The organism is Aeromonas sp. FDAARGOS 1409, from assembly GCF_019048705.1.
GTDB lineage: Bacteria > Pseudomonadota > Gammaproteobacteria > Enterobacterales > Aeromonadaceae > Aeromonas > Aeromonas sanarellii.
This window is the reverse complement of record NZ_CP077395.1, coordinates 2,526,418-2,547,641: the sequence shown is the minus strand read 5'-3', so window position 1 is coordinate 2,547,641 and position 21,224 is coordinate 2,526,418. Positions and strand designations below refer to the sequence as shown.

General features: G+C 62.3%; 20 protein-coding genes. 2 read left to right on the top strand and 18 right to left on the bottom strand.

Annotated elements, in window-relative coordinates; translation table 11 throughout:
- Positions 1–7: 7 nt before the first annotated feature.
- The 15 genes from I6L39_RS12110 to tapM form a co-directional block, all read right to left on the bottom strand.
- On the bottom strand, positions 8–1,225 hold the full coding sequence (locus I6L39_RS12110; protein WP_216989775.1) for an aspartate aminotransferase family protein: 1,218 nt from the start codon (positions 1,223–1,225) through the stop codon (positions 8–10).
- Positions 1,226–1,503: 278 nt separating this feature from the next.
- The gene (locus tag I6L39_RS12105; RefSeq protein WP_216989774.1) at positions 1,504–2,085 is read right to left on the bottom strand and encodes an aminodeoxychorismate synthase component II; all 582 of its coding nucleotides are present in this window, start codon (positions 2,083–2,085) and stop codon (positions 1,504–1,506) included.
- 407 nt (positions 2,086–2,492) lie between these two features.
- Positions 2,493–2,708: a hypothetical protein gene (locus tag I6L39_RS12100; protein ID WP_216989773.1), complete on the bottom strand. Its 216-nt coding sequence runs from the start codon at positions 2,706–2,708 to the stop codon at positions 2,493–2,495.
- Between the two features lie 120 nt (positions 2,709–2,828).
- Positions 2,829–3,833 (bottom strand): tryptophan--tRNA ligase, encoded by a 1,005-nt coding sequence (gene trpS / locus I6L39_RS12095; RefSeq protein WP_042078973.1) that lies wholly within the window; start codon positions 3,831–3,833, stop codon positions 2,829–2,831.
- 17 nt (positions 3,834–3,850) lie between these two features.
- Entirely contained in the window at positions 3,851–4,516 is a 666-nt protein-coding gene (locus I6L39_RS12090) for a phosphoglycolate phosphatase (RefSeq protein ID WP_216989772.1), read from the bottom strand.
- Positions 4,506–5,177 (bottom strand): ribulose-phosphate 3-epimerase, encoded by a 672-nt coding sequence (gene rpe, locus I6L39_RS12085; RefSeq protein WP_042078970.1) that lies wholly within the window; start codon positions 5,175–5,177, stop codon positions 4,506–4,508. Before rpe ends, I6L39_RS12090 begins: the two co-directional genes overlap by 11 nt.
- 250 nt (positions 5,178–5,427) lie before the next feature.
- Positions 5,428–6,300, bottom strand: a complete 873-nt coding sequence (locus I6L39_RS12080; protein ID WP_042078969.1) for a Dam family site-specific DNA-(adenine-N6)-methyltransferase — start codon at positions 6,298–6,300, stop codon at positions 5,428–5,430.
- Between the two features lie 69 nt (positions 6,301–6,369).
- Positions 6,370–7,917, bottom strand: a complete 1,548-nt coding sequence (locus I6L39_RS12075) for an SPOR domain-containing protein (protein ID WP_216989771.1) — start codon at positions 7,915–7,917, stop codon at positions 6,370–6,372.
- Positions 7,907–8,989 carry a 3-dehydroquinate synthase gene (gene aroB / locus I6L39_RS12070; protein WP_042078967.1) on the bottom strand — a complete coding sequence of 361 codons (1,083 nt, stop codon included), beginning with the start codon at positions 8,987–8,989 and terminating at the stop codon, positions 7,907–7,909. The genes I6L39_RS12075 and aroB overlap by 11 nt, the downstream gene beginning before the upstream one ends.
- Before the next feature lie 17 nt (positions 8,990–9,006).
- Positions 9,007–9,525, bottom strand: coding sequence for a shikimate kinase AroK (gene aroK, locus I6L39_RS12065; protein WP_042078966.1), 519 nt, complete (start codon positions 9,523–9,525; stop codon positions 9,007–9,009).
- A 191-nt stretch (positions 9,526–9,716) separates the two neighbouring features.
- Positions 9,717–11,942, bottom strand: a complete 2,226-nt coding sequence (locus tag I6L39_RS12060) for a type IV pilus secretin PilQ (RefSeq protein WP_216989770.1) — start codon at positions 11,940–11,942, stop codon at positions 9,717–9,719.
- A 16-nt stretch (positions 11,943–11,958) separates the two neighbouring features.
- A complete protein-coding gene (locus I6L39_RS12055) occupies positions 11,959–12,486 on the bottom strand; it encodes a pilus assembly protein PilP (protein ID WP_042079004.1) in 528 nt (175 codons plus the stop codon).
- A 2-nt stretch (positions 12,487–12,488) separates the two neighbouring features.
- Complete coding sequence (tapO, locus tag I6L39_RS12050; protein WP_042078964.1) at positions 12,489–13,088, bottom strand: PilO family type IV pilus biogenesis protein TapO; 600 nt, start codon at positions 13,086–13,088, stop codon at positions 12,489–12,491.
- On the bottom strand, positions 13,085–13,654 hold the full coding sequence (gene tapN / locus I6L39_RS12045; RefSeq protein WP_209793419.1) for a PilN domain-containing protein: 570 nt from the start codon (positions 13,652–13,654) through the stop codon (positions 13,085–13,087). The genes tapO and tapN overlap by 4 nt, the downstream gene beginning before the upstream one ends.
- Positions 13,642–14,703, bottom strand: coding sequence for a PilM family type IVa pilus assembly protein TapM (gene tapM, locus I6L39_RS12040; RefSeq protein ID WP_325782111.1), 1,062 nt, complete (start codon positions 14,701–14,703; stop codon positions 13,642–13,644). Before tapM ends, tapN begins: the two co-directional genes overlap by 13 nt.
- 297 nt (positions 14,704–15,000) lie before the next feature.
- Between tapM and I6L39_RS12035 the strand changes: the two genes are divergently transcribed.
- Positions 15,001–17,490, top strand: coding sequence for a penicillin-binding protein 1A (locus I6L39_RS12035; protein ID WP_216989768.1), 2,490 nt, complete (start codon positions 15,001–15,003; stop codon positions 17,488–17,490).
- Between the two features lie 67 nt (positions 17,491–17,557).
- Here I6L39_RS12035 and oxyR read toward each other — a convergent pair whose 3' ends face one another.
- From oxyR to I6L39_RS12020, 3 genes are all read right to left on the bottom strand, one after another.
- Complete coding sequence (oxyR, locus tag I6L39_RS12030; RefSeq protein WP_209793418.1) at positions 17,558–18,454, bottom strand: DNA-binding transcriptional regulator OxyR; 897 nt, start codon at positions 18,452–18,454, stop codon at positions 17,558–17,560.
- Between the two features lie 148 nt (positions 18,455–18,602).
- Positions 18,603–19,238, bottom strand: a complete 636-nt coding sequence (locus tag I6L39_RS12025) for a DsbA family protein (protein ID WP_216989767.1) — start codon at positions 19,236–19,238, stop codon at positions 18,603–18,605.
- Positions 19,239–19,318: 80 nt separating this feature from the next.
- Positions 19,319–20,179: a Vmh family MBL fold metallo-hydrolase gene (locus I6L39_RS12020; protein ID WP_216991790.1), complete on the bottom strand. Its 861-nt coding sequence runs from the start codon at positions 20,177–20,179 to the stop codon at positions 19,319–19,321.
- 125 nt (positions 20,180–20,304) lie between these two features.
- Between I6L39_RS12020 and I6L39_RS12015 the strand changes: the two genes are divergently transcribed.
- Complete coding sequence (locus I6L39_RS12015; RefSeq protein ID WP_216989766.1) at positions 20,305–21,207, top strand: LysR family transcriptional regulator; 903 nt, start codon at positions 20,305–20,307, stop codon at positions 21,205–21,207.
- The last annotated feature ends 17 nt before the right edge of the window (positions 21,208–21,224 follow it).

Sequence of the window (21,224 nt, the reverse complement as noted above, 5' to 3'; positions counted from 1 at the left end):
ACTAGCCTCAGGCGTTGACCACCTGGGCGACGGCTTTCTCGAACCGGGCCAGACCTTCCTTGATGTCCGCTTCCGGGATCACCAGGGACGGTGTGAAGCGCACCACGTTGGTGCCCGCGACCAGCGCCAGCAGGCCCTGATCGACGGAAGCCAGCAGGAAGTCGCGGGAGCGGCCCTTGAAATCATCGTTCAGCACGGCGCCCAGCAGCAGACCCTGGCCACGCACTTCGCTGAAGCAGTGGTACTTGGCGTTGATGGCTTCCAGGCCCTGGCGGAACAGCTGTTCGCGCTGCTTGATGCCGTTCAGCACCTCCGGGGTGTTGACCACGCCCAGTACCGCCTCGGCCACGGCGCAGGCCAGCGGGTTGCCACCGTAGGTGGAACCGTGAGTACCCACTTTCAGGTGAGCCGCGATCTCGGTGGTGGTCAGCATGGCGCCGATGGGGAAGCCACCGCCGAGCGCCTTGGCGCTGGTGAGGATGTCCGGCGTGACCCCCAGACCCATATAGGCATAGAGCTCGCCGGTACGGCCGACACCGGACTGCACTTCGTCATAGATCAGCAGGGCGTTGTGCTTGGTGCACAGCTCGCGCACACCACGGGCGAACTCGTCGGTGGGACGAATGATGCCACCCTCCCCCTGCAGCGGCTCCATCACCACGGCGCAGGTATTGTCGGAGATGACGGAGGCCAGCTCTTCCAGGTTGTTGTAGGCCACATGGGTGATGTCGGCCGGCTTGGGACCGAAGCCATCGGAGTAGGCAGCCTGGCCACCGACGCTCACGGTGAAGAAGGTACGGCCGTGGAAGCCCTGGTGGAAGGCGATGATCTGGGTCTTGTGGGCCCCGAACTTCTCGATGGCGTAGCGGCGGGCCAGCTTGAGGGCGGCTTCGTTCGCTTCGGCACCGGAGTTGCAGAAATAGACCTTCTCGGCGAAGGTGGCGGCAACCAGCTTCTTGGCCAGGCGCAGGGCCGGCTCGTTGGTCATCACGTTGGAGAGGTGCCACAGCTTCTCACCCTGGGTTTTCAGGGCTTCGACCAGCTTGGGATGGCAATGGCCCAGGCCATTGACCGCGATCCCGCCCGCGAAGTCGACATACTCGCGGCCTTCCTGATCCCAGACACGTGATCCCTCGCCGCGGACCGGAATGATCTTGGCCGGCGCATAGTTGGGAACCATCACTTCATCAAACACTTCACGTGTCACTGCCAACAACTCTGACATATTGCTCTCCTGCTATATCGCGGCAGAATAATCCACCGCCCAAAAGTTAAATCCGTGTAAACGTGGCGGAATTATCACAGAAAAAAAGTAAAAAGTCTGTAACTTGACCGCCTATGAGGAACATTGTTCGATTGCCCGTGAGATTTTAGGCAACCGCATTGCATAACGGCTCAGGGGGTGTTGGCAAGAGATAATTTGGACAGGGAGGAGGGTGAATAAAGTGTCAGGGAAAATTTTTTTCGCCTCATCTCGGTTTTGAGGCGCATGTCACAATTTTTTCAGGAAACGGCTAAAAAATTGGCCAATAACTGGTGGCCCTGCTCGCTCAGGATGCTCTCCGGATGGAACTGCACCCCTTCCAGCGCCAGTGTTTTATGTCGCAGGCCCATGATCTCGTCCATGGAGCCGTCGGCATGCTCGCTCCAGGCGGTGATCTCGAAACAATCGGGCAGGGAATTGCGCTCCACGACGAGCGAATGGTAGCGGGTCACCCGCAGCGGATCCTTCAATCCCCTGAACACCCCCTCCCCCCGATGGCGGATGAGGGAGGTCTTGCCGTGCATCATCTGGCGCGCACGTACAACCTGAGCCCCGAACACCTGGGCCAGGGACTGGTGACCGAGACAGACGCCGAGGATGGGGATCTCGCCCGCGAAGCGGCGGATGGCGGCCAGGGAGATACCCGCCTCGTTCGGCGTGCAGGGCCCAGGGGAGATCACCAGGTGGCGTGGGGCGAGCCGGGCTATCTCCTCCAGGCTCAGCTCGTCGTTGCGCTTCACCAGCACCTCCTGTCCCAGGGCACCGAAATATTGCACCAGGTTCCAGGTGAAGGAGTCGTAGTTGTCGATGAGTAGCAGCATGAAAAGACCCTGGGAGTCAGACAGAGACGGTGATCGGACAGCCCGTCACGAGCGGCGACGGACAGACGCCGCGCATTCTGGCATGTCTCTCCCCGTTAATAAACTGGGGCCGTCGTGGTGATCCGGATGGCGAGCCTGGCGGTGGCGGCGCGTCCCTGTTATCGCCCCTCCCGACGGGCGGAAATAATCGACAGACCGACGGCGGGGGAACATCGCGGCCCCCTTCACGCCCCGTGCAGGCGCAACGCCATTTCTCATGGTCTGCGAGGTGGGCAGGAGCCAAGGGGGAGACGAGCGCTCTCGCCACCATGGGCAGGCCCCGGGGAGGAATAAACGGGACTCGGCTTGCGCCGGGCTCAGGGGATCGGCAGCACAGCCCGCGAATGGCCAGCGCCCGCAGGCAGGGCTCAGCGATCCAGCAGGCGCCCCTGCTCCAGCTCGCGCTCGCGCTGACACTCGGCCAGGTAGATGGCCGCCGCGATGGCCGGGGTCTTGTGGTGCTTGTCGATGGCATTGGAGACCATCAGCTGCAGGGTGTTGAGGTTCTTGGCCTTGCGAAACTTGCGCAGCCAGTGGCCCTTGTCACCCAGTTCTTCAATCAGGATATGTGATTCGGCAGACATGCTTTCTCTTGGGGCAACGACCCCTGTGTGACATTGAAGGAGGAAATGACGAACCGGGCGGGTAAAACAAAGAAAGCCAGGCAGATACCCAGCTCTCTTCTACTACACCTTCCCAGTATGTCAGGCTCGAGGAACGAAGCCGACGACATCATATACGCTGGTCAGGGTTTTTTCAGCCCTTTCCCGCGCCTTTTGTGCGCCAGCCGCCAAAATGGCCCGCAGATGAGTCTCATCCTGACGCAGCTCGCGGAAGCGCGCCTGGATGGGCTCCAGCAAGGCGACCACGGCATCGGCCGTCTCGCCCTTGAGGTGGCCGTACATCTTGCCCTCGAAGTGCTGCTCCAGCTCGGGGATGGAGCGACCCGTCACCCCGGACATCAGGGTCAGCAGGTTGGAGACCCCCGGCTTGTTCTCGGGGTCGAAGCGCACCACGGCCGGCTCGTCGGAGTCGGTCATCGCCCGCTTGATCTTCTTGACGATCTGCTTGGGATCTTCCAGCAGGCCGATGAAGTTCGCCTCGTTGTCGTCGGACTTGGACATCTTCTTGGTGGGATCCTGCAGGCTCATCACCCGCGCCCCTTCGGTCGGGATGAAGGGCTCGGGCAGGGTGAACACCTCGCCGTACAGGTTGTTGAAGCGGGTGCAGATGTCGCGGGTCAGTTCCAGATGCTGCTTCTGGTCATTGCCGACCGGCACCTGATTGGCCTGGTAGAGCAGGATGTCCGCCGCCATCAGCACCGGATAGCCAAACAGGCCGACGTTGACGTTGTTCTCGAAACGGGCGGACTTGTCCTTGAACTGGGTCATGCGCGACAGCTCGCCCATCTGGGTGTAGCAGTTCAGTATCCAGCCGAGCTCGGCGTGCTGGGGCACGTGGGACTGGATGAAGACGGTGCTCTTGGCCGGATCGATGCCGACCGCCAGATAGAGGGCGGCGGCGTCCAGGCAGGCCTTGCGCAGGGCCGCGGGATCCTGGCGGGTGGTGATGGCGTGCAGATCGACGATGCAGTAGAGGCAGTCGAAGTCATCCTGCATGCTGACCCACTGACGCAGGGCCCCCATGTAGTTGCCTATGGTCAGCTGGCCCGAGGGTTGGGCCCCGCTCAATACGATTGGTTTAGCCATGAATGTGTTGATCCTTGTTATTCGGCCAGCAGGGCATCGAGCTGTGCAAACTGCTCGCATACCCAGTCCGGGCGGGAATCCGCGATGGGGCGGCCATAGTTGTAGCCGTAGGTGAGCCCCACCACCTTCATGCCGGCCGCCTGGGCAGCCAGCACGTCATTTTCGGAGTCCCCCACCATCAGGGTGCGGGACGGGCTGACACCCAGCTCGTGGCAGGCGTGCAGCAGCGGCTCCGGGCTCGGCTTCTTAACGGGCACGCAGTTGCCCCCCAACCAGAGGGCGAAACAATCCTGGATGCCGAGGGCCTCCAGAATGGGCTGCACGAAGTGGCTCGGCTTGTTGGTCACCACGGCCTGGCGATAGCCGAGCCGTTGCAGGCGACGCAGGCTCTGCTCGACCCCTTCATACATCCCCAGGCCTTCCAGCAGGCAGGCCTGGTAGTGCCGGTCAAACAGGGGGCGGGCCCTGGTGAACAGCTCGGGCGCCTCGCGGTAATCCAGCGCACGCTGGATCAGCTTGTCGGCACCGTTGCCGACCCAGGTGCGCACCACCGCCTCGTCGGCCTCCGCCAGCCCCAGATCCGCCAGGGTACGGTTGACCGCCAGCGCCAGCTGGGGGGCACTGTCGATCAGGGTGCCATCGAGATCGAACAGCACCAGATCGAAGGGACGCTCAACGGACATGGGCCAGCTCCGCCCGCATCTCGTCGATCACCGCCTTGTAGTCCGGCTTGCCGAAGATGGCGGAGCCGGCCACGAACATGTCCGCACCGGCGGCCGCGATCTCGCGGATGTTCTCGACCTTGACACCGCCGTCGATCTCCAGACGGATGTCGCGGCCGCTCTCGTCGATCAGGCGGCGCACCTGACGCAGCTTGGCGAGGGTGCCGGGGATGAAGCTCTGGCCACCGAAGCCCGGGTTGACCGACATCAGCAGGATCACGTCCAGCTTGTCCATCACGTATTCGAGGCAGGTGAGCGGCGTGGCCGGGTTCAATACCAGGCCGGCCTGGCAACCCTGCTCCTTGATGAGACCCAGGGTGCGATCCACGTGGTCGGAGGCTTCCGGGTGGAAGGTGATGAGGTTGGCGCCCGCCTTGGCAAAGTCGGGCACGATGCGATCCACCGGCTTGACCATGAGGTGCACGTCGATGGGGGCTTCGATGCCATAGTCACGCAGGGCCTGGCAGACCATGGGGCCTATGGTCAGGTTGGGGACATAGTGGTTGTCCATCACGTCGAAGTGCACCACGTCGGCCCCGGCGGCCAGCACCTTGGCCACGTCCTCGCCCAGGCGGGCAAAGTCGGCGGAGAGGATAGAGGGGGCAATCAGAAAGTCTTTCATCAGCGTCATCCATTGGCAGCGTGGCAGAAAAAACGGCGCAATTTTATCGCAAAAGGGCGATGAAAACGACCCGCATCTGCTGCACCAGTGAACCGCGGCGCTCCCCCGTGCAATCGGTGCAAACGGGCTGTTCCTGCCGGGAAAACCCATCCGCTGCCTGGCGCACCGGGTGACAGGAAGGATCCGCTCGTGCCGCGGCAAGCCGGCACTACCAGAAACGACAACGGTCCCCGCAGGGACCGTTCACGACTCAACCGGCGACGGCCAGCTCCGCCTCACCAGGATAATAACCCTGCTCGGGTTCGATGCCGGGCGGATAGAGTGCCAGCAGCTCGGCCACCTTGTTGCGGCCGCCGCCGTTGCGGCTGATGGTACGCTTGACCAGGATCTCGTCCAGCCGGGCCCCGCGATAGAGCTCCCGGGTCAGCTCGATGTCGTGGTTGCTGATGAGCACGGGCACGCCCTTGTGGGCGGCGGTGTGGCGGGCCAGGCGAGCCAGCAGAGCCTGATCGTCCAGGGTGAAACCGCCCGCCGAGTAGGTGGTGAAACTCGCCGTGGTGGAGAGGGGCGCATAGGGCGGATCGCAGTAGATCACCCAGTCTTCCTCGGCGCGCGCCATGGCGTCGGCATAGCTCTCGCAGATGAAGGTGGCCTTCTGCGCCTTCTCGGCGAAGGCCCACAGCTCCTTCTCCGGGAAGTAGGGTTTCTTGTAGGAACCGAAGGGGACGTTGAACCCGCCCTTCTTGTTATAGCGGCACAAGCCGTTGAAGCCGTGGCGGTTGAGGAAGAGGAACAGCTGGGCCCGCTCGAACCCGGCCTCGGCCTGGTTGAACTGGGTGCGCAGACGGTAGTAGGCGGTCTTGTGGTTGTGTTCGGCCACAAACAGCCGACGAGCCTCGCCGATGAAGCGATCCGGCTGCCGCTTGAGGTGGTTGTAGAGATCGATGAGATCCGGATTGATATCGTTGAGCACATAGGCATCGTAATCCGTGTTGAGGAACACGGATCCCGCCCCGACGAAGGGCTCCAGCAACACACGCCCGTCCGGCAAGCGCTCGGCGATCTCTTCGACCAGGGAGTATTTTCCCCCGGCCCATTTTAAAAACGCGCGTGTTTTTTTCATGGATGTCCGGTGTTAACAAGGCGATGCCAAAAAAGGGGGGTGATTCTACCCCCTTCTTCGGGCGGCTGGCTATTGCTTCAGTTCTTTTTGTATCTGGGCAAACGACTTGGGCCAGGGTTGTCCCTTGAGCAAGGCGGGCGAGAGCTTGCGGATCGCCGCCTTGGCCTGGGCGCTGCTGGCATAGTCGCCCTGCACCACCACATACCAGGGGCTGCCACGGAAACTCGTCTTGTAGACCCAGATCTTGCCCGCCAGCCCGTGCTCCGCCACGAAGCTGTCCACGGCCTTGGTGTTGCTCGCCCCCATCAGCTGGACGCTGTAGTGGTTCTTCGGCTTCTTGTTGAGGGTCGCGACCGGGGTCAGCGCCACCTTGGGGGCCGGCGCCGCAGCTGGTGTGGCCGACGCAGGCTGGGTGCCGGTGCCCTGGGCAGCCGGTTTGACCGCCGGGGCGCTGCCCCGTGCCTTGGCCTGCACCGTCGGCGCCGCCTGGGAACCGCCGCCCACCAGCTCGTCCACCACGGCCGTGGGCAGGGCGCCGCTGACGTTGGGCTGATTCATCAGTTTTTCGACCACTTCGTCGGAGATGACTACCCGGCGCCCCTCGTAGTTGGTCGACTCCGTAGTGACCGTCTCGCTCTCGACCTTCTTGGGCAAGGGCTTGGCATCGGGTTGCCAATCCCGGGCGACCTGCGTCCCCGCCGCCCCGGGGCCGGTGTCACTCTCCTGGGTGCCCTGTGCCGCGCTCGCACCGCCGACACTCAGGGGATCTGCGGTGACGGGGTCGGGCAACGCCGTTCCCTGGGACGATGCCTGGTCTGGCGCCTTGCCGCCATCATCGAACAGGGGCAGGTAGCTCAGGGCCAGCAAGCCGGCGGCCACCAGGGCCAGCACGATCGCGATCTTCTTGACGGGCAACTCGGCCTGGCGTTTCTTGGGCCTTCTGTCGGTCATGATATCCTCCAGTGACTGCATGATGGCGGACGGGTGTCCGCCCGCCCCATTCAGGATCTCTTCCACCTTGGGCTTGGGCAAGAGGGCTGTGGGGATCTTGAGTTCTTTGGCCTTCTCATACAAGAAGATGCGTTGCTCCGGCGCGCTCAGTGGCGCGACCTCCAGCTCGAGGGCGGGCATGGCACGCCCTTTCAGCAGGGCCTTCTGGTTGCGACACCAGGCGTCACCGCCGGAGAGCAGGATGGCGAGTTTGTGGGGCGCGGCCAGGGTATCGTTGTGACGACAGAGCGCCCACAGCTCCCCGACCAGCTCGGTGGGCAATGCGTCGGCGCGCTCTACCATGAGCAGCAGGGTGGACGGCTTGCCCTCCAGCATGCGAAAGAAGCTGTCGGCCAGCGCATCCTGCGCATTGAACAGGGGGCGAGCCACTACCTGCTGCAGCAGCAACTGGCGTACATCCGCCATCTTCATGGCCGGACTGCCGATGAGGCTCACCACCCGCACCGTGTCAGGCAACTGGGCAAGCAGCGACTCGCAGAGCGTGCCACGACCGCTGCCGGGCTTGCCACAGAGAAAGATAAAGGGGTGATTGAACTCAATCAGGTGCAGCAGCCGGTCGACCAGCTGCCGCTGGGAAGGGAGCTTGAGCAGTTTGTTAGTGGTCACGACCAGACTCGATCACCGCCATCAATTGAGCATCCGTCACGTCGGCCACCACCTGGGCCCGCCCGATCCCGACCGGCAGCACCAGTCGCAGCTTGCCTTCCAGCACCTTCTTGTCACGGCGCATATGGCGGATGAAGGCGGCAAAATCCATCTCCGGCGGCGCCTGCACCGGCAGCTCGGCCGCCAGCAGCAGGGCGCGGATCCGCGCAACCTCTTGCTCTGTCATGTCGCCACGGGCCAGGGCCGTGTCCGCCGCCAGCATCATGCCTGCCGCCACCGCCTCCCCATGGAGCCAGTTGCCATAGCCCTTCTCGGCCTCGATGGCGTGGCCGAAGGTGTGCCCCAGGTTCAGCAGGGCCCGCACCCCGTGCTCGGTCTCGTCCTGCCCGACCACATCGGCCTTGATCTCGCAGCAACGGCGAATGGCGTAGGAGAGCGCGTCGGCATCGAGCCGCTGCAGGCGCGTCATGTTGGCCTCGAGCCAGGAGAAGAAGGACTCATCCCAGATGATGCCGTACTTGATCACCTCGGCCATGCCGGCGGCAAACTCCCGTGCGGGCAGCGTCTTGAGGCAGTCGGTATCGATGATCACATGCCTGGGCTGGTAGAAGGCACCCACCATGTTCTTGCCAAGGGGATGGTTGACGGCGGTCTTGCCGCCGACGGAAGAATCAACCTGGGAGAGCAGCGTGGTAGGCACCTGGATGAACGGAATGCCTCGTTGATAGCTTGCCGCAGCGAAGCCAACAACGTCGCCTATCACGCCGCCCCCCAGGGCGATGAGAGTGGTGTCACGGCCATGGCTGGTTTCCAGCAGAGCGGACATGATCCGCTCGAAGGTGGCCAGGGTCTTGTGGGCCTCCCCATCCGGCAGGATCAGGTGTTCCACCTGAAAGCCGGACAGCAACTGAATGATCTGCTCAAGATACAGGGGCGCGACCACGGTATTGGTCACTATCATGACCCGCTTGCCCTTGATCGTCTGCGCCAGCACCTCGGGGTGTTGCAACAGACCGGCAGCTATCTCTATCGGGTAGCTGCGTTCACCCAGTTCGACCTTCAACCTTTCCATGGACGTCCTCTAATGGATTACATGCCGATCAACTTGACGATTTGATTGGCAACAACTTTTGCACTCTGATCATCGGTCTGGATGACAAAGTCAGCGACTTCTTCATACAGGGCGTTGCGCTCTTGCGCCAGACGCTCCAGCACTTCCCGGGGCGGCTCTTCGGTTTGCAGCAAGGGGCGGCGCTTGTCTCTCTGGGTGCGCGCCAGCTGCTTCTCAATGGTGGTTTCGAGGTAGACCACGATGCCACGGGCAGAGAGCTTGTTGCGGGTTTCACGGCTCTTGATGGCGCCGCCACCCGTCGCCAGCACGATGCCCTGATGCTCGGCGAGCTCACCGATCACCTTCTCTTCGCGGATCCGGAAACCCTCTTCGCCTTCAACATCGAACACCCAGCCGATATCGGCACCACTGCGGCGCTCAATCTCATGATCTGAGTCGAAAAACTCCATGTGCAGTTGTTCTGCCAGATGTCTACCTATGGTGCTCTTGCCCGCACCCATGGGACCTATCAGGAAAATATTGCGTTTCTCAGCCATGTCTTTTCGTTAGTAATTACAAACTGTATGGCCCCGGTAAACACTCGACCGGGGTACCTATGAACCTTATCTTGCGATGGATCAGGAGGGGGATTATCTCAACAGAAACCAGGACTGGCAACCGCAGCCCTTACGCCCCAGCCTCATCGGGGCGTAAGGTTATATGTGTTTTGCTCTCACATGTAAAGTTTTCAAAGGGCGTCGGTGACTATCCTCGGGGTCACGAAAATCAGCAGTTCACGCTTCTTGTTTTCACTGGTGGTTTTCTTGAACAGGTAGCCGAGGCCGGGGATGTCCCCCAGCAGCGGCACCTTGCTGACATCATTTTTAATCGTCTGCTGATAGATGCCGCCAAGCACCAGGGTCTCGCCGTTGTTGACCAGCACCTGGGTGGTGATCGACTGGGCGTTGATGGAGACCGCATCCCCGGTACCGGTCGGCACGGTTTCCCCCTTGGTGTCCTGGGTCACGGTCAAGTCGAGGATGACCCTGTTGTCCGGGGTGATCTGGGGTGTGACCTTGAGGCTCAGTACCGCCTTCTTGAAGGTGACCGAGGTGGCCCCGCTGGAGGAGGACTCTACATAGGGGATCTCTGTCCCCTGCTCGATCAGGGCCGGTTTCTGGTTGGCGGTGGTCACCCTGGGGCTGGCGATGATCTCGGCCTTGCTCTCCTTCTCGAGGGCGGAGAGTTCAAGATCGAGCAGGGTACCGTTGGCGAGACGAGCGACCTGGAACGCCAGCGTACCGGCGGCATTGGTCACCGGCAGATTGACGTTGAGCCTGTCTTCCACGCCGGGACGCGTGATGGTGGAGCTGCCGTCATTGTTACCGGCACCGTCATTCCCCTCTATGGTGCCCGAGGTGCCGTTGCCATGACCGTCCGTTTTGGTCACGCCCCAGCGCACCCCCAACGCCTCGTCGAAACCGTCGTCTATGGTCACCATACGCGCCTCGATCACCACCTGCTTGACCGGGATATCGAGGATATCCAGCATGCGCTTGACGTTGCCGATGACGTCCGCCGTGTCCTTGACCACCAGCACGTTGGTACGCTCATCCACGCTCACCGCCCCCCTGGGGGAGAGCAGCTTGGTGCTCTCGGAGGAGAGCAGGGCGGCCACTTCGGCTGCCTTGGCATAGTTGATCTGCAGGTATTCGGTGTAGAGAGGCGCAAGGTCGGCCACCTGGCTGCGACTCTCCAGTTGCTGCTTCTCGCGAGCGGCGATTTCATCCGCCGGGGCCACCAGCAGGATGTTGTTGTCCAGCCGCTTGTCCAGCCCCCTCACCTTGAGGATGATGTCCAGCGCCTGCTCCCAGGGCACCCCATCGAGGCGCAGGGTGATGTTGCCGGCGACGGAGTCCGTAGTCACCAGGTTGAGATTGTTGAAGTCGGCGATGATCTGCAACACGGTTCGCACCGGAATATCCTGGAAGTTCAAGGATATCGGCTTGCCCTGATATTGCTTGGCCGCCGTGGTGGCCGCCCGTTTCTTCACCTCTATGATGAACATCTTGTCGGCCTGATCGTAACGGTAATCGAACTGACCGTTGACCGAGAGTTCAAACAGGGTGTCATTGCCCTGGCGGAACACCTCCACCTGGGAGACCGGGGTGGCAAAGTCCTGCACATTGATGAGGTTGAGCTGTTCATCCGGGATCCGGGTGCCGTGGAACTTGGCAAATACCTTCTGACCTCGGCTGCTGACGTCCACCGCCGCCGAGCTGTTGTCAAGGGTCACGAGGAACTCCCCCTGCCCCTCCTTGCCACGGCGAAAATCGACGCCCTTGACCGAGTTGAAATAGCCACCTCCCGGATTCGTCGGCGCGACGGACAGCACGGGCTTGCTGGCAGCGGCAGGGATCGGCACCACGGCAGGGGTCTGCGCCACGGCGGGTTGTGCCTGATACTGGGACTGGTTCTGGGCAACCCGCTGGGTATCGATCAAGGCAGATTGCGTCACCGGCTGGCTCCTGACAAGCGCCGACGGGTTGGCCGCCGCAGGGGCGGGCGAGGAGGCCACTGGCTGACCGGCCTTTTCCCCCAGCGACACCAGCAGTTTGTTGCCCTGCTGATGGACTTGATAGGGGGTCAGCTGATCGAGGGCTATCTTGATGTCGAGCCCCTGCCCCTTGCCCTCGACCTTGAGGTTGTTCACCCCCTGTTGCTTGATCGACAGCGGATTGACCGTCAGTGCCCCCACAGCTCCGGGCACATGCAACAAGAGCTGATTGGGTTCATACGACAGCCTATCGGTAAACCCGCTCACGGGCTCGCTGAAACTAAGTTCCAGCAAGAGTTGATCGGCCAGCAGGGGATTGACTTTGACCTCCTGCAACGCGGGGACCGCCCACACCTGAGTGCATCCGCCCAGACACAGCAGCGCCACACCTGTCATCCTTCTTATTGTTGTTCTCATCTCTGCTCATCCCTGATCATAGTTTTGCGTCGAGATTGGCCATGGCCAGCTGGGTCTCTCGGGTGACCCAGCATCCTTTGCCATCCGGTACCGTCTCCATCAAGTCAACATGCGTATTCGTTATCTTGATGACCCTGCCCTGATCCAGTCCCATGTGCTGATTGAGCCCTACTCGCACGGCCTGCCCGTCCGGGGTATTGATCAATGCCCATAGCTGTCCTTGTCTGCCGATCGATCCCTTCATGCTCAGGCTGGCCAGCGAATAGCGTTCCAGCACCTCCTTCTCCCGATTGGCGACGATCTGCGCGCAATCCGGCTTGGCCTTGGCATCCAGCCTGGAACTGGTCTCCGGCTGGGGGGCAATGAAAGGGCTGCGCTGATCGCTGCGTTGGTAGGCCATGGGAGAAAAGGCCTTTATCTCAGGCAAGGGCTCGATCGGGATGGGTTTCCTCGCCTTGGTCTGCCTGACGTACTCGTCCATGTCCTCCTGTACGCCGCAGGCCGTCACCAACAGCGCCGACAAGAGGAGTACTGTCACTCTCATGCTCATGGCTTCTGCTCCACGGTTTTACCGTTGTATTTGTAGGTTTTGGCCTGCATGGACATGCCGATCAACTCGTCCTGTCCCTTGTCTTGATTGAGTTGAAACGACTCCAGGATCACGATGCGCGGCAACGCGGCCATGTCTGCCGTGAATTTGCCGAGTTCGTGATAGGTGCCCACCACCTCGATGCGCATGGGCAGTTCGGTCGAAAATTCGTGTTTGACCTCCGGCTCCCAGTTGATCCTGTTCAATTTGAGACCGTTGTCGGTGGCGATGAAGCTGATGTCGTCCAGCAGGCCGGCAACCTCATGGGTGTTGGGCAACTGCTTGAGCTGGGTATCGACCAGGTGCTCCAGTTGCACCATCTGCTTCCTGTATGCCTCCAGATTGGCGGCCAGCATGGCCTTGCTCTCGAACTGGCTCTTCAGTTCCTTCTCTTTATCCGCCTCCCTAGCCAATGCCGTCATGGAGTTGGCAATCACATAGTAGTAAATGGCCCCCCCCAGCAGAGCGCAGCAGAGGAAGATGAAGATACCCTGAGCGACCCTGGGCCAGCGCGCGATGTCATTGATATCCAGTTCATTGAGCTGTTGCAGGTTCATTCTTGCCCCTTAGCCGCGTCCGGGAGTGCCGTGGCGATCTGGAACATCATGGAGAACTGGCTCAGTGCAATGGGTGCCACCTCTGCCGTGAAGATGGTGCTGAGCTGGGACTGCGCCAGCCAGCCCGACCCGTCGATGCGTCTCATCATGCTGGCCACCCTGCCATAGGCTTCGGTCTTGCCCTTGACATCGATCTTGTTGTTCTGCAGGGCGAGGGTGTCAAGATATACCCCATTAGGCACCAGCACGGGCAGCTGATTGAACAGACGCACCGGTATGTTGCGCCGCATCTGCAACTGCTCGATGAGCTGCATGCGATCGATCAGATCCTTGCGCCGCTCCTTGAGCAGCCGGATTTCGCCGAGCTGGGTGTCGAGCATGGCCATCTCCTGCAACAATCGCTGATTGCGCTCCTGCTGATAGCCGATCTGCTGTTGCACCAGCCAGTCGACGGCAAAGGCGATGACGGCAGTTCCCGCCAGGAACAGCCCGAACATGATGCCGAACTGCTTCTTCTGGCGCTGGGCCCTGGCCTGCCGCCAGGGCAGGAGATTTATATTTGACATGGTGTGAAGCTCCGCAGTGCCAGACCGAGTGCCGTCATGTACTTGGCCCCGTGGGCCAGACCCCCTTCTCCCTGAGGCTTGCCAAAGAGCGCAAAGGGGTCGGGATGCAGCACTTCACAGTTGAGCTCGCTGCCTAGCTGCCCGGCCAGACCGGGCAGCAGACTTCCCCCGCCCGTCAGCACCAGCTTGGACAGCTCCTTGTTGCCCGACGAACTGCAGAACAGTTGCACATTGCGCCGGATCTGCAGCACCAGGGTACTGAGGTGCGGCAGCAGCACATCCACCTCATGATCCGCAGGCAGGGATCCCTGGAGCTTGGCAAGTTCCGCGTCTTCCAGGCTCATGCTGTAAAAAGAGGCCAGGGCCTGGCTGTATTGATCGCCACCGAAATTCTGCAAGCGGGAATAGATCACCTGCCCCCTGAACAGGACGGCAAAGGTCATGGCACTGGCACCGATGTCGACGATGCCGACCGGCTTGTCCCAGGTTTGCAGCTCGGGCAGGCAGGCCAGCACGGCGCGCCCGAGCGCGTGGACCCCCACGTCCACCACCATGGTATTCATGCCCGCCTCCGTCAGTGCACTGACCCGGCCGCTGACGCTCTCGGTCCGTGCCGCACTCAGCAGCACCTCCTGACGGCTGTTGTCGGCGGTCATGCCGAGGATCTCGAAATCCAGGCTGACTTCGTCCAGAGGAAACGGAATGATCTGTTCCGCCTCCAGATGAACCTGGTTCTCCAGCTCGCTCTCGTTGATGTTGGTGTCGACCTGGATGATCTTGGTGATGACATTGGAGCCCGTCACGGCCGTGGCCACGTGCTGGCAGTCCCCTTGCACGAGCCGCCTGAGCGACTTGAGGGACTGGCCGACCCGCTCAATGTCCTGCAGTTGATAATCGACCAGAGTGCCCCTGGGCATGGGGACCTCGGCAACCGAGCCGAGATGCACCTTGCCGGGACGCCCGCTGATGGTGACGGCCTTGATGGTTTGACTGCCAAAATCAATGCCCGCCAAGGAGAGGAGGGATCCCTTACTTAATAGCCCAAACATATACACATCCATGCGTTATTGGGTTTCGGACTTATTGTAGGACAGCGCATCACAGGGTGATGCCTTAACTCAATATAATGCTCTATCTATCAATGTCATAAAGTTTATGTCAAAAGTTGACCTTCCTCTCCTTTCGGCCCTGGCTGCGGCCCCCCTTGGTAATTGCGTCCCGGAATGCTACCCTCCCGCCTCTTCTCGAGGTCGCCGTCTGCGGACAGGAAAACCTCGAATCCGCGAGGGTAAAAAGGCTATACTCTGCGCCCGTTGGCTAATTTTAAGACGATTGGTAGTTCTTCCATGCTGAAATGGCTCGTTCGCCTGTTTATTGTCATGATGCTGGGTGCAGTGCTGGGTGTTGCCAGCCTCATCGGCATCTATTTCTACATCAAGCCCCAGTTGCCGGATGTGAGCGCTCTGCGCGATGTCAAGCTGGCCACCCCCATGAAGGTCTACAGCCGGGACGGGGAACTGATCTCCCAGTTTGGCGAAATTCGTCGCATCCCCCTGCGGCTGGATGAAATCCCCCAGCCCATGATCGATGCCGTACTCGCCACCGAGGATGCCCGTTTCTATGAACACCCGGGCATTGACCCCATCGGCATCATTCGTGCCGCGACCGTCTGGGCCGTCTCCGGTCAGGCGCGCCAGGGGGCCAGTACCATCACCCAGCAGGTGGCACGCAACTTCTTCCTGAGCAACGAGAAGACGCTGGTGCGCAAGATAAAGGAAGTGTTCCTCGCCTGGCGCATCGAGCAGAACCTCACCAAGGACGAGATCCTGACGCTCTATCTCAACAAGATCCCCCTCGGTTACCGGGCATTCGGGGTCGGCGCAGCCGCCCAGGTCTACTTCGGCAAGGAGGTCAAGGATCTGACCCTGGACGAGATCGCCATCATCGCGGGGCTTCCCAAGGCCCCCTCCATGCTGAACCCCATCCGTTCCCCGGAGCGCGCCTTCGCCCGCCGCAACGTGGTACTTGGTCGCATGCTGGAGACCGGCAAGATCACCCAGGCCCAGTATGACGAAGCCTCCAGAATGCCGGTCAAGGCCCGCTACCACGGTGCGGAAACGACCCTGAACGCCCCCTACCTGAGCGAGATGGTGCGCCAGAAGATGGTGGAGCAGTTTGGTGAAGATGCCTACACAATGGGACTGCACGTCTACACCACTGTCACCGCCAAGCGCCAGCGCGCCGCCCACCAGGCGCTGCTCGACGGCGTCTTCGACTACGACACCCGCCACGGCTATCGCGGCCCGACCGCCCTGCTGTGGAAAGCCGGCGAAGCGGCCTGGGATTACGACCAGATCATGGCCCACCTGGCCAAACAGCCGAGCTATCAGCCCCTGATGGCCGCCGTGGTCACCAAGCTGGGCGACAAGAGCGCCACCCTGGTGCTCAGAAACGGCAAACAGGCCGAGCTGGGCTGGAACGGCATCAAGTGGGCGCGCGCCTTCATCACCGACGATCGCCAGGGCTTCGCCCCGAAATCGGCGCGGGATGTGCTCAAAGTCGGCGCCCAAATCTGGGTGCGGGAAAAAGGGGAAGAGCTGCTGCTCTCCCAGATCCCCGACGTCAACGCCGCCCTGGTCGCCATGAACCCGCAAGACGGCGCCATCGAGGCCCTGGTGGGCGGCTTCAGCTTCGAGATCTCCAAGTTCAACCGGGTCGATCAGGCTCGCCGCCAGGTCGGCTCGAACATCAAGCCCTTCCTCTATGCCACCGCGCTGGAGCAGGGCTATACCCTGGCGTCCCTCATCAACGACGCGCCGATCAACCAGTGGGATCCGGCCAAGGGCCCCATGTGGCAGCCCAAGAACTCGCCGGCCATCTATGAAGGGCCGACCCCCTTGCGCCTCGGCCTCGCCAAGTCCAAGAACGTGATGTCGGTCCGGCTGATGCGCGCCATCGGGCTGGATACCTATATCGACGGCCTCACCCGCTTCGGCTTCGTCCGGGATCACATCTCCGCCAACGAATCCCTGGCCCTCGGCGCCGCCGAATTCACCCCGCTGGAAGTGGTGCGCGGCTACTCTGTGCTGGCCAATGGCGGCTTCCAGGTCAGCCCCTACTTCATCACCGAGGTGACCGACAGCTTCGGCAAGTCCCTGTACCAGGCCAATCCGGCCGCCGCCTGCCGCGACTGCGGCGTGCTGGCCGCCGCCGGCCTCGACAGCGCCGATGCCTATGCCAATACGGTGCCCGACTGGAAGGCCCAGTGCCCCATCGATCCCGTCGTGCCCAACAAGATGGCGCCGCAGACCATCAGCGCCCAGAGCGCCTTCCTGATCACCGACACCCTGACCACCGCCATCTGGGGTGGCAATGGCTGGCGCGGCACCGGCTGGCGAGCGGCCCGCGACCTCAAGCGCCACGACATCTCGGGCAAGACGGGGACCACCAACGAATCCCGCGATGCCTGGTTCTCCGGCTATACCCCGAATCTGGTCGCCACCTCCTGGATCGGGTTTGACAACCACCAGCGCGGCCTGGGTCGCGCCGAATTCGGTGGCGGTGCCGCCCAGCCCATCTGGATCGACTTCATGAAGACGGCGCTCAAGCAGGTGCCCGAGCGCAAGATGCCGGTGCCCGAGGGGATCATGCAGGTGCGCATCGATCGCGAGACGGGTCTGCTGACCAATCGCGCCGATGGCAGCAGCACGGACGAGTTCTTCAAGGAAGGCACTGAACCGACCCGCTACGCGAGCCAGCTCTCCGATGGCAACCAGGTGTATGGCGGTGACGGCTCGGCCACCGATGGCCCCGTCTCGACCGACGACATCTTCTAGCTCTGCGAGAGACAAAAAAACCGGCGCCCTGCGCCGGTTTTTTTCTTTGTGCCCGGGGACCTCGCCCCTAGACGGGCAGGCTCTTTATCAGGCGCGAGATGCGGGCCGCCAGTTCATTGAAGCAGGGACGCCGCACCGAGTAGTGACGGTAGAGCAGGGAGATGGTGCGCCCCGGCACGGGGTCGATCACCGGGCGATAGCTGACGCCCCCCTCCTCCGGATTGGCGGGCACCGCCAGCCTGGGCACCAGCGTCATGCCGCTGCCGGCCGCCACCATGTTGCGCAGGGTCTCGAGGCTGGTGCCCTTGAAGCGCTGATCCTCCCCGATGCCCGCGGCAAAACAGAATCCCAGCGCCTGCTCCCGCAGACAGTGGCCATCGGCCAGCATCAGCAGCTTCTTGCCCTTGAGGTTGTGCAGCGGCACCGCCCTGGCGCTGGCCTCGGGGTGATGCTGGGGCACCGCCAGCCACATGGGCTCCTGATAGAGGGGGATGGATCCAAAGCCCTCCATCCCCTCCAGCTCCGCCAGCACGAGGCAGTCCAGCTCCCCCTCCTCCAGCCGCTTGAGCAGCACCTGGGTCTGCTCTTCGTAGAGGTAGAACTCCAGCTTGGGGAAGTGTTCGCGCAGATCCTGAATGATGTGGGGCAGCAGGTAGGGGCCCACGGTGGGAATGAAGCCGATGTGGATCTCGCCGGACATGGGCTCGGCGAAGTGCTGGCCTATGCTCTTGAGCTCGCGCACCTCCTTGAGCACCTTGCGGGCCTGCCGGGCCATGGCGTCTCCGGCCGGGGTGAACAGCACCTTGCGGGAGGTGCGCTCGATCAGGATCACCCCCAGCTCATCTTCCAGCTTGCGCAGCTGGCCGCTCAGGGTCGGCTGGCTGACGAAGCAACGCTCCGCCGCCTTGCGAAAGTGTTTCTCCTCTTCCAGCGCTACCAGGTATTCGAGATCGCGAAGGTTCATGGGCACTGCATCCTGCCATTCAATGTGGCCGCTAGCATGCACAAGAACGGTCCGGGGGACAAGGGAGGCTCGCAGGCGAATGCACGTCCGCCACACAGGTAGCAGGAGCATGGCGGCGGCCACGGCATGGAACCGCGGCCGCCAGGGGTCAGTCAGTCATCAGGGAGGCGAGATGCTTCGCGAAGGCGTGCGGCTCCCCCAGATACGGTGAGACGGGGACGGGCAGAAGGCGCTCGCCCCGCATCAACCCCAGGGTCGGGAATCCCTGCCCGCCGAGCCGTCGCAACCAGGCCTGGCTGTCGGCCAGATGCCCGGCGAGATCCACCCGCTGGCAGGCCTGGGCAAAGGCCTCAGGCTGCACGCCCTGCTCTTGTGCCAGCGCCGTGAGCCGCGCCGGGGAGCCGACCCAGTCCCCCTCCCCATAATGGGTTTCCTGGATGCGGTGCAACAGCGCAAGGCCATCCCCGCCCAGCTCGTCCAGTGCCAGAATGGCGCGAATGGGCGGCTCGGAATCGAGGATCAGCCCTTCGTTGAGCAGGAGCTCGTTGAAGTAGCGCTCCCCGAAGGGTTGGCCGGTCAGGGCGTGGATCCGCTCGTCATGGGGGCGCACATGGTCCCGCAGGGCCTGGCCCATGGGCTGGCGCCGGGCGCCCAGCCAGAGGCCGCCCGCATGCAGCGCGATGCGAAGGCCCGGGATCCCGGCTGCGGCGCGGAGCAGGGGGGCTGCGCCATAGCACCAGCCACAGAGGGGGTCATAGACATAGTGCAAGGTGGTGTCGTTCATGTGATTCACTCGTTCATTCGGCTAAAAAAACCGGGCCCTCGGGCCCGGTAAAAAAACACAGGGAAGTAGGCGTCAGGGGTTTACCACTTCATCTCGCCCATGTTGACCTTGGCACCTATGGCCAGGCCGTCGTCCACCGGCAGGGACGGATAGGCCTTCTTCAGGCCCTCGATCAGCTCACCGGAGCTGTTCGCCTTGGCCAGCTCCTGCTCGAAGCGCTGGACATAGTCACGGGTAAAGGTCACTGCGGCAGTGCCCTGGGGCGCGGTGCCCAGGAAGTGGCCCGGTACCACGCGCTCGGGTTTCAGGGCCAGCAGGTTGTCCAGCGCCTTGACCCAGTTGCTGCGGGCCGCTTTGGTCTGGCTGTCCGCCATCCAGACGTGTACCCCGCTGTAGACCGGCACGCCGCCAAACGCCGTCTTGATGGAGGGGGCCCAGAGATAGGCATTCGGCGTGTTCATCTCTTTGATCTCAATCTTCTCGCCATCCAGCGTCAGATGGCTGGCCGTCATCACTTGCGGCACGGTCAGGCTCTTGGGTGCCCCCTTGCCCAGGATCGGGCTCCAGTAGCTCAGCTTGGCATCCTTGGTCAGGTTGATATGGTCAACCACATGCTGGTCGGCCAGCACTTTGACATCCGGGAACGCAGCCATGACGGGCTCCAGACCGAAGTAGAAGTCGGGATCACCGGCACTGATATAAACAACGGTCAGCTTCTTGCCGCTCTTCTTGATCATGTCGACCAGCGCCTGGCCATTATGCACGTCGAACTGGGCATCGATCAGGATCGCCTCTTTGTCACCGGTCACCAGTGAGGAGGAGACCGGGAAGATCGCCTTTTCGCCGGGGTTGTAGACGGTCACGGTCAGGGGGGCGGCCAGCGCGGTGCCACCGAGCAGGGTGGTGGCCAGCGTCAGGTTGCGGATCAGGGTGCTGTTCATCATCTATTCCTCATTAAGTATTCGGGGGGTCATTTGATGGACACAGTGTATTGGATCGCCTAAGGTGCAAATACCGCATAATCAGTGCATCACTGTTGCACAAATCGAGCATATAGAGGCACAAGATGGATAGGCTGACCGCATTGCGGGTCTTCGTCTGCGTGGTCGAGCAGGGCAGCCTGAGCGGGGCCGGGGAGAAGCTGGAGATGTCCCGCGCCATGGTCTCGCGCTACCTGGCCGAGCTGGAGCGCTGGATGGGGGCCAGATTGCTGCACCGCACCACCCGCCGACTGAGTCTGACCGGCCCGGGCGAGGAGGCCCTGAACCGGGCCCGCGCCATGTTGGCGCTCGGAGAGGAGATGGAACAGATCGCCGTGAAGGGCGACGACGCCCCCAAGGGCCAACTGCGCATCACCAGCAGCTACTCTCTCTCCGAAGCCCTGCTGGTCAAGGCGGCGAACGACTATCTGGCTCGCTACCCGGGCACGGCCATCGACATCCTGCTGCTGGACAGGACGGTCAACCTGGTGGAAGAGCGGATCGATCTCGCCCTGCGCATCACCAACGATCTGGATCCCAATCTGGTGGCGCGCCCCTTAGGCACCTGCCACTCCGTGGTCTGTGCCAGTCCCGCCTACCTGGCTCGCCATGCTCCGCCCCAGCAGGTGCAGGATCTGGCCCTGCACAACTGCCTGACCTACACCTATTTCGGCAAGAGCCTGTGGGAGTTTCAGGGGCCTCATGGTCCCGAGTCGGTGCCGGTGAGCGGCAACCTCAGCGCCAACATCTCCAACCTGCTGCTGGCGGCGACCCTGGATGGGGCGGGGATCAGCCTGCAGCCCCGCTACTCGGTGGAGACCCACCTCGCGAGCGGCGCCCTGGTACCCCTGCTGACCCAGTGGCAACCCAAGCGGCTCGGCGTCTATGCGGTCTACGGCACCCGCAAGCAGATGTCTCCCCTGCTGCGCAGCTTCCTCGACTTTCTCGTCGCCCGGATGGCGGACGATCCCCTGTGGCAAGCCCGGTGAGGGTCCATGAAAAAGGG

Bases quoted from the DNA above. Each gene is read 5' to 3' on its own strand.
- I6L39_RS12110 (WP_216989775.1), bottom strand. From the start codon at position 1,225: ATGTCAGAGTTGTTGGCAGTGACACGTGAAGTGTTTGATGAAGTGATG.
- I6L39_RS12105 (WP_216989774.1), bottom strand. From the start codon at position 2,085: ATGCTGCTACTCATCGACAACTACGACTCCTTCACCTGGAACCTGGTG.
- I6L39_RS12100 (WP_216989773.1), bottom strand. From the start codon at position 2,708: ATGTCTGCCGAATCACATATCCTGATTGAAGAACTGGGTGACAAGGGC.
- trpS (WP_042078973.1), bottom strand. From the start codon at position 3,833: ATGGCTAAACCAATCGTATTGAGCGGGGCCCAACCCTCGGGCCAGCTG.
- I6L39_RS12090 (WP_216989772.1), bottom strand. From the start codon at position 4,516: ATGTCCGTTGAGCGTCCCTTCGATCTGGTGCTGTTCGATCTCGATGGC.
- rpe (WP_042078970.1), bottom strand. From the start codon at position 5,177: ATGAAAGACTTTCTGATTGCCCCCTCTATCCTCTCCGCCGACTTTGCC.
- I6L39_RS12080 (WP_042078969.1), bottom strand. From the start codon at position 6,300: ATGAAAAAAACACGCGCGTTTTTAAAATGGGCCGGGGGAAAATACTCC.
- aroB (WP_042078967.1), bottom strand. From the start codon at position 8,989: ATGGAAAGGTTGAAGGTCGAACTGGGTGAACGCAGCTACCCGATAGAG.
- aroK (WP_042078966.1), bottom strand. From the start codon at position 9,525: ATGGCTGAGAAACGCAATATTTTCCTGATAGGTCCCATGGGTGCGGGC.
- I6L39_RS12060 (WP_216989770.1), bottom strand. From the start codon at position 11,942: ATGAGAACAACAATAAGAAGGATGACAGGTGTGGCGCTGCTGTGTCTG.
- I6L39_RS12055 (WP_042079004.1), bottom strand. From the start codon at position 12,486: ATGAGAGTGACAGTACTCCTCTTGTCGGCGCTGTTGGTGACGGCCTGC.
- tapO (WP_042078964.1), bottom strand. From the start codon at position 13,088: ATGAACCTGCAACAGCTCAATGAACTGGATATCAATGACATCGCGCGC.
- tapN (WP_209793419.1), bottom strand. From the start codon at position 13,654: ATGTCAAATATAAATCTCCTGCCCTGGCGGCAGGCCAGGGCCCAGCGC.
- tapM (WP_325782111.1), bottom strand. From the start codon at position 14,703: ATGTTTGGGCTATTAAGTAAGGGATCCCTCCTCTCCTTGGCGGGCATT.
- I6L39_RS12035 (WP_216989768.1), top strand. From the start codon at position 15,001: ATGCTGAAATGGCTCGTTCGCCTGTTTATTGTCATGATGCTGGGTGCA.
- oxyR (WP_209793418.1), bottom strand. From the start codon at position 18,454: ATGAACCTTCGCGATCTCGAATACCTGGTAGCGCTGGAAGAGGAGAAA.
- I6L39_RS12025 (WP_216989767.1), bottom strand. From the start codon at position 19,238: ATGAACGACACCACCTTGCACTATGTCTATGACCCCCTCTGTGGCTGG.
- I6L39_RS12020 (WP_216991790.1), bottom strand. From the start codon at position 20,179: ATGAACAGCACCCTGATCCGCAACCTGACGCTGGCCACCACCCTGCTC.
- I6L39_RS12015 (WP_216989766.1), top strand. From the start codon at position 20,305: ATGGATAGGCTGACCGCATTGCGGGTCTTCGTCTGCGTGGTCGAGCAG.